Here is a 12,419-nt window from a genome sequence, read left to right as displayed (position 1 = left end):
CTTGTGAACGTCCGACGAGATCACGTCCGGCTCGAAGCCGTTGGCGAGCATGGCGCGCGTCGTCTTGAAGGAGAACGAGCCCTTGCCGTGGCCGATATCGAAGATCACGCCGCGCTTGCGGGCGGCCACCACCTCCGGCTTCACCGTGCCCTGCGCCGTGCAGGGAGCGTTCGGGAAGGGGCGGAAGGCGTGCGTCAGCACGTCGCCCGGCCTGAGCATGGCAAGGACTTCCTCATAGGATGGCGGCGGATGGTCGATATGGCACATCAGCGGCATGCCGACCTCTTCGGCCACCTGCAGCGCGATGTTSAGCGGCTTGGTGCCTTGGTCGCCCGAGGCATGCAGGCCGACGCGGACCTTGATGCCGACGATGTAGTCGCGGTTCTTGTCGGCGACCTCGGCGCAGTCGATCGGGTTCATCATGCGCAKGTCGCCGCTYTCGCCGACCATGACGCGRTGGTCGAAGCCGTAGATGCCGGCATGCGAGACATGCAGATAGGCGAGGATGCGCGCCTGGCTCGGCTCGATGACATGCTTGCGGAAGCCCGCCCAGTTGCCGGGGCCGGCCGAGCCGGTGTCGACGGAGGTGGTGACACCCGACAGGCGGCAGAACTCGTCGGCATCGATGCCGAGCGAGGTGCCGCCCCAATAGACATGGGTGTGCAGGTCGATCAGGCCGGGCGTGACGATGTAGCCGGAGACGTCGCGGATCTCCTTCGCCCCCTTCAGATCCTTGCCGAAGCCGGAGACCTTGCCGTCCGTGAAGGCGACGTCGAGGATGCCGTCATGCTTCTGCGAGGGGTCGATGACCCGGCCGCCTTTGAGGATGATGTCGTGGGTCATCGAAACTACTCCGCAGGCCATTGAGCAAAGGCGATGGCGACGCCGTTCAGAAGGTGGAGGCCGGCCCCTGCCGGACGATAGAGAAGGCGCGCCCGAAATACAGATGCAATTCGGGAATGAAGAGTTGCGAAATCGTCGGGTCCTGGATCGGCGTGTATTTCGCACCGCCATCGCGGACGTCGGCGCCGCCGAGATAGGCGGTCAGGCCGCGACCGCGGAAGGCGTCGATGCGGTCGGTGAGCCTTGCGACGACGATGACGCCGCAATCGCCCCATTCATAGGGAATCGCGAAATAGAGCTTGGCGGCATAGCTCAGCGTGGCCTCGCCGAGGCCCTGGGCATAGCGCGCCATGGTCGCCGAGCGGCCCGCCACGCTCCTGACCTTACTGAAGACCTCGTGATCCGCCCACCAGCCGCCGGCAGCGGCGCGCAGCGGATCGCTGGCGAAGCGAGTCGCATCGCAGAAGCGATAATAATTCTGGCCAACGCTCAGATGGACGCGCTGGACCTGGGACATGCCGCCGTTCTGGCCCTGCGCGGAGAAACCGCGCGCCGCCTGCTCATAGGTGGAAAGCTTCGGTGGGAAGAAACAATCCCGGTTCAACGGGTCGGGTGACACGGGCTCTATCCTCTCAGCAAAGGCCCTGCCCCCTTGCGCTCGACGATCAAGCCGTAAGCCTGCGGCTCGCGATGCTTCGCGAAGTTGAAGGTCGAGGCCTTGTAACTCTTGCCGAGATCCATGTCGCAACGGGCGATGACGAGTTCGTCGCCTTCCGTCACGGCCCGCGCCACGACCTCACCGGTCGGGGCGATGATGCAGGAGCCGCCGATCTGGTCGACACCGGCCTCCAGCCCCGCCTTGGCGACGCCGACGACCCAGCTGGCGTTCTGATAGGCGCCGGCCTGCATCACGAGCTGGTTGTGGAAGTTTCCAAGGCGGTCATGGTCAGGTGCGGGCGGGTTGTGCTTGGGCGTGTTGTAGCCGAGCACGATCAGCTCCACGTCCTGCAAACCCATGACGCGGTAGCTCTCGGGCCAGCGCCGGTCGTTGCAGATCATCATGCCGATATGGGCGTCCATCGTCCGCCAGACCGGCCAGCCGAGATTGCCGGTCTCGAAATAGCGCTTCTCGAGATTCTGATAGGGTGCATCGGGCCGATGCTCCGGGTGGCCGGGCAGATGGATCTTGCGGTACTTGCCGACGATGGTGCCGGTGTTGTCGACCAGGATCGCCGTGTTGAAGCGGCGCTTGCGCCCTTCCTCATGGGCGAGCTCGCAATAGCCGAGATGGAAGCCGATGCCGAGGCGCTTGCTTTCCTCGAACAATGGCGCCGTTTCGTTCGAGGGCATCGCCGTCTCGAAATAGCTGTCGATCTCGTCCTCGTCCTCCATCCACCAATGCGGGAAGAAGGCGGTGAGCGCGGCCTCCGGATAGACGACGAGATCGACGCCGTGCTCCTTCGCCTGCCGCATCAGCGCGATCATCCGGGCGACGGCCGAAGCCCGGCTTTCGTCGCGCTGGATCGGGCCGAGCTGGGCTGCGGCGACGGTCAGGATTCGGCTCACGGCGGAAGGCTCCGGATAATGGGCTGACAGGCTCGAAAACCACTGCCGGCGCGTCAAGCACCGGCAGTGGTTGGCGGGGGTTGCTTCAGCGGCAGGGCTGCCGCTTCAGAGCCGCTTGGCGATGCGCGGATCGAGCGAGTCGCGCAGGCCGTCGCCGAGCATGTTCACCGCGAGCACGGTGATCGAGAGGAAGACGGCCGGGAACAGGATGATATGCGGCCTGACCTGCCAGAGCGCCCGGCCCTCGGCCATGATGTTACCCCAGGACGGGGTCGAGGGCGGCACGCCCGCGCCGATGAAGGAGAGGATGGCCTCGACGATCATGGCGCTGGCGCAGATATAGGTCGCCTGCACGCTCATCGGTGCGAAGGTATTGGGCAGGATGTGCTTGATGATGATGCGCGGCGCGCGCGCACCGTTGGCCACCGCCGCCTCGACATAGGGCTGCTCGCGCAAGGACAGCACCACGCCGCGGACCAGCCGGGCGACGCGCGGAATCTCGGCGATGGTGATGGCGAGGATGACGTTGCCGATCGAGCCGCGCGTCAGCGCCATCAGCGCGATGGCGAGCAGGATCGGCGGGATCGACATCCAGCCGTCGATGATGCGCATGACGATGCTGTCGGCCCAGCGCATGAAGCCCGCGAAGAGGCCGATGGCGAGCCCGGCGACCGAGGCCAGGATCGCCACGCTGAAGCCGACGAGCAGCGAGACGCGCGCCCCGTAGATGACGCGCGAATAGATGTCGCGGCCGAGCATGTCAGTGCCGAACCAGTAGAGCTCCGAGGGCACGCGCGTGCGCCGGCTGGGCGAGATCGCCGTCGGGTCGACGGTGCCGAGCAGCGGCGCGAACAGGCCGATGAGCGCCATGAGGACGAGGAGCCCGCCGCCGATCGCGACCGAGGGGTGGCGGCGCAGATAGCGCCCGAAGCGGACGAGCTTGCCGGGCCCGGCGGGCTTCGCCGGGGCTGCGGGGGCGGCGATACCGTTCGCCGGAATGGGATGCTGCAAGGTCAATAGCGKATCCTCGGGTCGACGAKGGTGTAGGYSAGGTCGATCAGCAGGTTCACSAGCACGTAGACSARGCTGAACATCAACACGACGCCCTGGATGACGGGGTAGTCGCGCCGCAGGATGGCATCGACGGTGAGCCGGCCGAGGCCGGGAATGGCGAAGACGCTCTCGGTGACGACGGCGCCGCCGATCAGCAGCGCGATGCCGATGCCGATGACGGTGACGATCGGCACCGCCGCGTTCTTGAGCGAGTGCAGGAAGAGCACGTCCTTCTGCGCCACGCCCTTGGCATTGGCGGTGCGGACATAGTCCTGCTGCAGCACCTCCAGCATGGTGGCGCGGGTGATGCGCGCGATCAGCGCGATATAGACCAGCCCGAGCGTCACCGCCGGCAGGATCAGGTTCTTGAGCCAGGGCCAGACGCCCTGCGAGAGCGGCGTGTAGCCCTGCACCGGCAGCCAGTCGAGCTTCAGCGCGAAGATCCAGGCGAGCAGATAGCCGACGACGAAGACGGGCACCGAGAAACTCAGGACGGCGAAGGCCATCGCGCCCTTGTCGATCCAGGTGCCGGCCTTCCAGGCGGCGATCACGCCCATCGGAACCGCGATCACCACTGCGAAGATCAGCGTCAGCACCATCAGCGAGAGCGTCGGCTCGACGCGCTGGGCGATGAGCTGCGTCACCGGCAGGTTGGTGAAGATCGAGGTGCCGAGATCGCCTTGCACGACCCGCCACGACCATTCGCCGAAACGGACCAGATAGGGCCGGTCGAGCCCCAGGCTGGCGCGGATGCGCTCGACATCGGCCGGCGAAGCCTGATCACCGGCGATGATCGCCGCCGGATCGCCCGGCGCGATGTACAGCAACGAAAACACGAACAGCGCAACGAACGCCATCRCCGGGATGGTCGCGACGATGCGTCTGACGACGAATGCAAGCATGGGGCTGTCCGAACCTCGTTCAAGTCTGACCAGGGGCCACGGCCGGAACGGATGTCCCGGACGCAGCAGGGTGAAGCGTCGAGGCGGCCACCGCCGCCCCCGCCATCGTCAGGCCTTCGACACACCCCAGAAGAAGGGCAGCGGGCCTGAAACCACGCCCGAGACGTTCTTCCGCCAGGCCTGATAGCCGAGGTAGAAGCCCGTGGGCGCATAGACGACATTCTCGACCGCCGCCTTGTTGAGGCGGCCGAGCGCCGCCTTCTCCTCGGCAAGGTCCTTGGCGTTGAACCAGTTCGTCACCTCGGTCTCGACCGCCGGCACGTCGGGCCAGCCGAACCAGGCTTTTTCGCCATTGGCGCGGATCGCGGTGTAGGCGGCCGGATTGATGCAGTCGGCGCCGGCATGCCAGGTGTGGAACATGCTCCAGCCGCCCTGCCCCGGCGGCGTCTTCTGGGCGCGGCGGGCGCCGACGGTGCCCCAGTCGGTCGCGACGAAATCGACGTTCATGCCGATGCTCTTCAGCAATTCGGCGGTGACGTCGCCCATCGACTTGGTCGCCGCCATGTCCTGCGCCACGACGCAGACCACCGGCTCGCCCTTGTAGCCCGATTCCGCGAGGAGCTTCTTGGCGGCGGCGACGTTCTTCGCCTTCATCATCTCGCCGCCCTCCTCGGTATAGAGCGGCGTGCCGGGCGTGAAGAAGCCCCCCAGCTCCTTCCAGAGCTTGTCGTCCTCGCCGACGAGGGCGCGCATGTAGTCTTCCTGGTTCAGCGCGGTCATCACCGCCTGGCGCACCTTGACGTTGTTGAAGGGCGGGAAGAGGTGGTTCATGCGGAAGGAGCCGATATTGCCGAGCGGATCGCCGATATCGACATTGATGTTGGCATTGCCCTTGAGCACGGGCACGAGGTCGGAGAGCGGCGTCTCCCACCAGTCGACCTCACCGTTCTGCAGGGCTGCGGCCGCCGTCGCGGGATCGGGCATGATGACCCATTCGACGCGGTCGACGAGGATGTTCTTGCCGCCGGCCAGCCAGTCCGCCTTCTCGGAGCGCGGGACATAATCGGTGAACTTCTCGAAGACGGCCTTGGCGCCGGGAACCCATTCGTTCCGGGCGAACTTCATCGGGCCGGAGCCGACGAATTCGGTGATCTGCGTGAAGGGGTCGGTCTTGGCGATGCGCTCCGGCATGATGAAGGAGCAGGGCGCGTTGTTCTTGGCGAGCGCCAGCAGCATCTTCGGGAAGGGCTGCTTCAGCACCCATTTCCAGCTCCGGTCGTCGACCGGCGCAAGCTCGACCTGGATGGCGCGGAGCATCAGCCCCATCGGATCGCGGGCGGACCAGCGCACCAGGCTCTGGACCACGTCCCTGGCCAGGACCGGCGTGCCGTCATGGAATTTCAGGCCCGGCCGCAGCTTGAAGGTCCAGGTCAATCCATCGGCCGAGACTTCCTCGGACTCGACCATCTGGCGCTGCGGCTGGAACTTGGAATCAATGCCGTAGAGCGTGTCCCAGACCAGCGCCGCGGCGTTGCGGACGACATATTGCGTCCCCCAGATGGGATCGAAATTGGCAAGGTTCGCCTGCGGTACGAAGCGCAGGGTCTTGGCCGCCGCGCCTTGCGCCAGGGCCGGCATCGCCAGCCCCCCTGCCGCGGCAGCAACGCCGGCACCGGTCGCGGATTTCAGAAACGTCCTGCGATCCATCATTCTCTCCCCTGTGTGGCAACCTCTGAGCGGGCGGCCTTGGCGCGAGTTTGGGCAGAAAAACTCTCCCTGACAACACGCCGAAGACGCTCCTTCAGGCAGCGCGGTCGCCTGCAGGGTTCGTGCCAGAGCGGCSCAAAACGACGAAAGGGCCGGAATATCCGGCCCTTGGCGTTGGATCGCGCGGCAAAGGAGCGACCGCAGAAAAAATGCCGGTTAAATCGGTTTGATCGGCTGATCGACGCGGGCGAAGGGTTTTGCCTGTTCGAAGGCGGCGGCCGCCCGCAACACCAGCGCATCGCGCCCGAAAGCGCCGACGATCTGCAGCCCCGCCGGCAGCCCGGCCGCGGTCAGGCCGCAAGGCACAGAAATCGCGGGCTGCTGGGTGAGGTTGAAGGGGTAGGTGAAGGGCGTCCAGCGGGTCCAGTCATCGCCATAGGCGCCATGCTCGGGCGTGTTGCGGCCCACCGAGAAGGCCGGCAGCGGCAGGGCCGGCGTCAGCAGCAGGTCGAAGCGGGCGTGGAAGCGGGCCATGCACAGCGCCAGTGCGTTGCGCTGGTTGAGCAGCGCATCGACATAGGCCGAGGCCGGAATGCGCTCGCCTTGCCCGGCGACGGCGACGAGGCCCGGATCCATCCGCGCCCGACCGCTAGCATCGGTGTCGCGCAGTGCCAGCGCCGCGCCCGATGCCCATAAGGTGATCAGGGTTTCGATCGGATCGGCGAAGCCGGGATCGGCCTCCTCGACCGTCGCGCCGAGCTCGGCGAAAAGCTGTGCCGCCGCGCTCGTCAGCGCCGCGATCTCGGGGTCCACCGGCACGTCGAGGCCGAGCCGCGGCGACCAGGCGACGCGCAGGCCCCTGAGCCCGCCCTTGAGGCCGTCGACATAGTCCGGCGGCCTGCCCGTCATCGCCGTCATGTCGCGCTCGTCGGGCTGGCCGATCACCTGCATCGCCAGCGCCGTATCGGTCACCGTGCGGGTGAGCGGGCCGAGATGGGCGAGGAAGCCCATGGTCGAGATCGGCCAGGCCGGCACGCGGCCATAGCTCGGCTTGAGCCCCACGACGCCGGTGAAGGCGGCGGGGATGCGGACCGAGCCGGCCCCGTCGGTGCCGATATGGATGCAGCCGAGATTGAGCGCCGCGGCCGATGCCGCTCCCGCAGAAGAGCCGCCCGGCCCCGTGCCGATGTTCCAGGGATTGCGGGTGATGCCGGTGAGCGGCGAATCGCCGACACCCTTCCAGCCATATTCCGGCATGGTCGTCTTGCCGAGGAAGACGGCGCCGGCTTCACGCAGGCGGGCCGTGGCCGGCGCATCCTCCGGGAAGGGCGCGTCGGAGGCCACGGCGGAGCCGCGCCGCATCGGCCAGCCGGCGACGGCGATGTTGTCTTTGATCGTAACCGGCACGCCGTCGAGCGGGCCGGTCGCCTCGCCCTTGAGCCAGCGCGCCTGCGACGCCTCAGCCATGGCGAGCGTCGCCACCTCGTCGCGATGGACGAAGGCGTTGATCTGCGGCTCGAAGCGCTCGATGCGGGCGAGCGCGTCCTTCGCGACCTCGACCGGCGACACATCCTTGCTGGCGTAGAGGGGGCCGAGCTCGGCGGCCGAGAGCGAAGCGATCGTCGTCATGCGGGAGATCCTCAGGCGTTCGCCACGCGCCAGGCGGTGGCGAGCAACACATTGGCGCCGGCGACCATGTCTTCGTCGGTGCTGAACTCGGCCGGGTTGTGCGAGAGCCCGCCGATCGAGGGGATGAAGACCATGGCGGTCGGGCAAAGCCGCGCCATCATCTGGGCGTCGTGGCCGGCGCCGGAGATCATGCGCCGGATCGGCAAGCCGAATTCGCCCGCGCTGCGTTCGACCTCGGCGATCAGCTCTTCGGCGAAGGGCGTCGCCGGGAAGCGGGCGAGGTCGCGGAAGGCGATGGCGATGCCGTCGCGCTCCGAAAGCTCGGCGCAGAAGCGGCGCACCGCCTCCTCGGCCTGGGCGAGCGGCGCATCCTGCGGATTGCGCAGGTCGAGCGTCATCACCACCGTCTCGGGCACGACGTTGACGTTGCCGGGCTGCACGCGGATGACGCCGGAATTGGCGAGCTGGTGCGGGATGGTCTTGGYCAGCTCGTTGGCAAAGATATTGATGCGCGCAGCCGCCAGCCCCGGATCCTTGCGATAGGCCATCGGCGTCGTGCCGGCATGGCTCGGGCGGCCCTTCAGCGTCAATTCCAGCCAGGTGATCGCCTGGATGCCGGTGACGGCGCCAAGGCCGCCGCCCTCGTTCTCGAGAACCGGCCCCTGCTCGATATGCATCTCCAGATAGGCATGCGCGGGCAGGAAGCCGGGCCGCTCCGCGCCTTCATAGCCGATGCGCTTCAGCTCGGAACCGAGGCCGACGCCTTCGGAATCGACTTCGCGGTGGGCGGCCTCGACGCTCATCCCGCCGGCCCAGACATAGGAGCCGAGCATGTCGGGATGGAATCGGGCTCCCTCCTCATTGGTGAAGGCGATGACGGCCATGTCGCGCTTCGGCGTGAGACCGGCATCGCGCAGGGCCGCCAACACCTCGACGCCGGCGACGACGCCGAGCGCGCCGTCGAAGCGCCCGCCGGTGCCGACCGTGTCGATATGCGAGCCCATGATGACGGCGGGTCCATCGAGCTGGCCCTTCAGGATGCCGACGATGTTGCCGATCGCGTCGATGCGGACGTCGAGGCCGAGCGTCTCGAGCTGGCCGACGAGCCAGTCGCGGCCCTGCCTGTCCTCATCGGTCAGGGCAAGACGGCGGCAGCCGCCCTCCGGCGTCGCGCCGATGCGCGCCAGATCCGCCAGCCGCGAGGTCAGCCGCGCGCCGTCGATCCGCAGATTGGTGCTCATGAACGACAACCCTCCTTGCCTAGCGCGAGGCAAGATGCAGGCCGCGTCCCGGCTTGTCGACCCGCCCGGCGCGCAGCCGCCCCCCTGCGCGGGTGGCTGTCTGCGATCGGCAATCGCGGGTAGAAGCGGAGCGCCATGTCAACCGTCGCCGCAGTCCCCGCCCGTTCCCATCCCTGGCTCACCGAGGCCCGGGCCATGCTCGCCCTGAGCTGGCCGATGGTGCTGACCAATGTCGCGCAGACGGCGATGACGGCCACGGATGTCGTGATGATGGGCCATCTCGGCCCGCAGGCGCTGGCGGCCGGCGCGCTCGGCAGCAATCTCTACACCGCCTTCCTGATCTTCGGCATCGGCGTGATGAGCGCGGTCTCGCCGATGATCGCGATCGAGCTCGGCCGCAACCGCCATGCCGTGCGCGACCTGCGCCGGACGGTGCGGCAAGGTTTCTGGGCGGCGGCGACGATGGCCGGCCCGATGTGGCTGGTCCTCTGGCAGGCCGAAGCCATCCTGAACGCGATGGGGCAGGATCCGGCCTTCGCGACCGCGCTGTCCTCGGCGCTGATGTTCGCCGGTCTCGCGCTCGTCGTCTCGCTCGACCGGCGCTTCCGCCGCTACCACCTGCTCGGGCGTTTCTGGGTGCCGGACTGGCCGCGCTACCGGACCTATTGGCGCATCGGCTTCCCGATCGGGCTGACGGTCGCCTTCGAGGTCGTGATCTTCAACGGCGCCGCCTTCATGATGGGCCTGTTCGGGGAGAGCCCGCTCGCGGCGCATGCCATCGCGATCCAGATCGCCTCGCTGACCTTCATGGTGCCGCTCGGCATCGGGCAGGCCGGCACGGTCAGGGTCGGGCGCGCCTTCGGGGCCGGCGACAGCGAGGGTGTCCGGCGCGCGGGCGCCACGGCGCTGTTCCTCGCCCTGAGTTTCATGGCCTCGACCGCGCTCTTGATGGCGCTCGCTCCGCAATGGCTCGTCGCGCCCTTCCTCGACGTCTCGAAACCCGGAGCCGCGGAGGTCGCCGGGCTTGCCATGACGTTCCTGTTCTACGCCGCCGTCTTCCAGCTCGCCGACGGGGCGCAGGTCGTCGGCGCCTCGATCCTGCGCGGCCTCGGCGATACGCGGCTGCCGATGATCYTSGCCGGCCTGGGCTATTGGGGCATCGGSCTGCCGCTTTCGGCAGCACTTGGCTTCCTCACGCCGCTGGCCGGACGCGGCATCTGGATCGGGCTCGTGATCGGCCTCGCGGTGGTGTCGGTGATGATGCTCGGCCGCTGGTGGTCGCGCGAACGCCTCGGTCTCGTCGCGCCCACGCGGGCGGCGGCCTTCTGAGTTCGTCACCCGTCGCTTCGGCTGCCGGGCGGCTTTCGGCGCGATCACAATCCGTTGTTCGCCCGAAGCTGGCAGGTGTCTCGCGCAGCGGAAACGGTCGATGAGCATGTCTCTGATGCATGCCTCCCGGCCATTGGCGGGATAGTCACGCCGCAAAAGCAATCCGCGGCTGGTGCGATAGTCTTTTATTAACCCTGTGACGCTCTCCTAGCGCCGCAGAAGAATCGCTTTTCCAGCGCCGGAAGCGGGAATTCTCGCCAAGCGGGAGATTCACCGGGCGTCGTTGTGGCAGCGCGGGAACATTGTTGCCCATACGCAACAGGCGCGGCTTGCCACAATTTCGCCACACGGTATTCACCCCGCAGCCATCTCCGGTTCCTTGAACCGGAACAAGCGACGGCGCAGGGAATTGTGTGGTCGCCTTCCGCCAGCTACCGCCCGCCCGTCCAGATCGAGTTTTCAGCCCAATGTCTTCCGCCCGCCACGACGCCTCTCCCCTCGCCCGGCCGACCCGCCGCGTCTTCGCCGCGATGACACCGCTGTTCCTGGCAGCCTGCGTCAGCCAGCGGCAGCAGCCCTATGAGGTGCCCACCCCGCGGGCGCGCATGGTCAGCCCGGAATATCTGGAGATGTATGGCGAGCGGCCCGACGAGAAGTTCCCGCTGCCGGCGACCGACGTCTCCGAGGTCAATCCGCGCTTCCTGCGCCAGATCGTCTCCTACCAGACCGCCGAGCATCCCGGCACGATCGTCGTCGATACCGACGCTCACTTCCTCTATCTCGTCCAGCCCGGTGGCAAGGCGATCCGCTACGGCATCGGCGTCGGCAAGCAGGGCATGTCCTGGCGCGGCCGCGCCACGGTGCAGCGCAAGGCCGAGTGGCCGCGCTGGACCCCGACGCCTGATATGATCCGCCGCGACCCGAAGAAGAACGGCCCCTGGGCCGGCGGCATGCAGGGCGGCCTCGACAACCCGCTCGGCGCGCGCGCTCTCTATCTCTACCAGGGCGGCCGCGACACCCTGTACCGCATCCACGGCACCTCGGAGCCGTGGTCGATCGGCAAGTCGATGTCCTCCGGCTGCATCCGCCTGTTCAACCAGGACATCATCGACCTCCACAGCCGCGTCCCTGCCGGCACGAACGTCCTCGTCCTCAACCGCGGCACGCTGGTCGCGCCCGACGGCGACGAGGCGCCGCCGCCGGACGATTACAGCCCCGACGGCGACTTCTGATCGCAGCGCGGCATGCTGCCGCGCTCCGCCTTGATACCGTCACAGGGCAGGCCCACCTCTTGAGGGCGGCGCATCGGCGCCGTCCAACCAGAGGAGATGACGATGACGCCGCAAGAACGCGACGTGATCGCCGGGATTTTCGATCGGCTCAAGCAGGCCGCCACCCAGCCCCGCGACCCGGAAGCCGAAGCCTTCATCGCCGAGCGACTGCGCGAGCAGCCCTACGCGCCCTACGCGATGGCCCAGGCCGTCTATGTGCAGGAGCAGGCGCTGACCAACCTGCACCAGCAGGTCGAGAGCCTGCAGGCGCAGGTCCGTGAGCTGCAGAGCCGCCCCAGCGAGGCGGCGCAAGCCTCGGGCGGCTTCCTGTCGGGCATTTTCGGCGGCGCTCCCGCGCAGCCGCGTGCCGGATCGGTTCCGCCGGTTCCGCCCCGCCCGGAGGGGCAGCCCTCTTCCGCCTGGACGAATGCGCCGGCCGCCCAGCCGATGCAGCCTCCCCCGCCCCAGCCGCAGCCCGGCCCCTGGAGCAACCAGCCCCAGCAGCCGGCCGCACGTGGCGGCGGCTTCATGGCCAGCGCGCTGACGACCGCGGCGGGCGTGGCCGGCGGCCTCGTGCTAGGCAATGTCCTGACCAACGCTTTCAGCGGTCACGGCGCCGCGGCAAGCGGTCTCGCCAGCTCGGTGAGCAACTTCGGCTCGGGCTCGAACGGCGCGAACACCCAACAATCCGCTTATGAGCAGGGGGCAGCCGACCAGTCCGCCTATGATCGCGGCGCGGACGACCAGGCGCGCACCGACAGCACTGCCGACAGACAGGATGTCAGCCAGGCCAACTACGACCAGGCGGATGACGACGACGATCCGGGTTACGACGACGGCGGCAACTCGGACGACGACAGCTGGGTCTGACAGCTCCC

11 protein-coding genes are annotated in these 12,419 nt (G+C 67.9%); 3 read left to right on the top strand and 8 right to left on the bottom strand.

The genetic code is table 11. The annotated features are described in order from the left end of the window. The 8 genes from AB4Y99_RS20685 to AB4Y99_RS20650 all read right to left on the bottom strand — a co-directional run. Positions 1 to 843 (bottom strand): amidohydrolase/deacetylase family metallohydrolase (locus AB4Y99_RS20685; RefSeq protein WP_441524641.1); only part of this gene is annotated, 843 nt, incomplete at its 3' end. Between the two features lie 46 nt (positions 844 to 889). Continuing rightward, positions 890 to 1,462, bottom strand: a complete 573-nt coding sequence (locus AB4Y99_RS20680) for a hypothetical protein (protein ID WP_441524640.1) — start codon at positions 1,460 to 1,462, stop codon at positions 890 to 892. 5 nt (positions 1,463 to 1,467) lie between these two features. Further along, positions 1,468 to 2,409: an N-carbamoyl-D-amino-acid hydrolase gene (locus AB4Y99_RS20675; protein ID WP_441524639.1), complete on the bottom strand. Its 942-nt coding sequence runs from the start codon at positions 2,407 to 2,409 to the stop codon at positions 1,468 to 1,470. Positions 2,410 to 2,514: 105 nt separating this feature from the next. Beyond that, on the bottom strand, positions 2,515 to 3,426 hold the full coding sequence (locus tag AB4Y99_RS20670) for an ABC transporter permease (RefSeq protein ID WP_441524638.1): 912 nt from the start codon (positions 3,424 to 3,426) through the stop codon (positions 2,515 to 2,517). Further along, the gene (locus AB4Y99_RS20665) at positions 3,423 to 4,364 is read right to left on the bottom strand and encodes an ABC transporter permease (RefSeq protein ID WP_441524637.1); all 942 of its coding nucleotides are present in this window, start codon (positions 4,362 to 4,364) and stop codon (positions 3,423 to 3,425) included. The genes AB4Y99_RS20670 and AB4Y99_RS20665 overlap by 4 nt, the downstream gene beginning before the upstream one ends. A gap of 108 nt (positions 4,365 to 4,472) precedes the next feature. Then, positions 4,473 to 6,071, bottom strand: coding sequence for an ABC transporter substrate-binding protein (locus AB4Y99_RS20660; protein ID WP_112763366.1), 1,599 nt, complete (start codon positions 6,069 to 6,071; stop codon positions 4,473 to 4,475). 216 nt (positions 6,072 to 6,287) lie between these two features. Then, the gene (locus AB4Y99_RS20655; RefSeq protein WP_441524636.1) at positions 6,288 to 7,700 is read right to left on the bottom strand and encodes an amidase; all 1,413 of its coding nucleotides are present in this window, start codon (positions 7,698 to 7,700) and stop codon (positions 6,288 to 6,290) included. Positions 7,701 to 7,711: 11 nt separating this feature from the next. Beyond that, a complete protein-coding gene (locus AB4Y99_RS20650; protein ID WP_441524635.1) occupies positions 7,712 to 8,941 on the bottom strand; it encodes a M20 family metallo-hydrolase in 1,230 nt (409 codons plus the stop codon). Positions 8,942 to 9,076: 135 nt separating this feature from the next. Between AB4Y99_RS20650 and AB4Y99_RS20645 the strand changes: the two genes are divergently transcribed. The 3 genes from AB4Y99_RS20645 (at position 9,077) to AB4Y99_RS20635 (ending at position 12,411) form a co-directional block, all read left to right on the top strand. After that, complete coding sequence (locus tag AB4Y99_RS20645; RefSeq protein WP_441524634.1) at positions 9,077 to 10,270, top strand: MATE family efflux transporter; 1,194 nt, start codon at positions 9,077 to 9,079, stop codon at positions 10,268 to 10,270. A 530-nt stretch (positions 10,271 to 10,800) separates the two neighbouring features. Beyond that, complete coding sequence (locus tag AB4Y99_RS20640) at positions 10,801 to 11,502, top strand: L,D-transpeptidase (protein WP_113252221.1); 702 nt, start codon at positions 10,801 to 10,803, stop codon at positions 11,500 to 11,502. 96 nt (positions 11,503 to 11,598) lie between these two features. After that, entirely contained in the window at positions 11,599 to 12,411 is an 813-nt protein-coding gene (locus AB4Y99_RS20635) for a DUF2076 domain-containing protein (protein ID WP_441524633.1), read from the top strand. The last annotated feature ends 8 nt before the right edge of the window (positions 12,412 to 12,419 follow it).

The organism is Allobosea sp. TAB14 (genome assembly GCF_052113865.1).
Taxonomy (GTDB): Bacteria; Pseudomonadota; Alphaproteobacteria; order Rhizobiales; family Beijerinckiaceae; genus Allobosea; species Allobosea spartocytisi.
The sequence above is the reverse complement of the archived record's forward strand: the minus strand, read 5'-3'. Positions and strand labels throughout refer to the sequence as shown.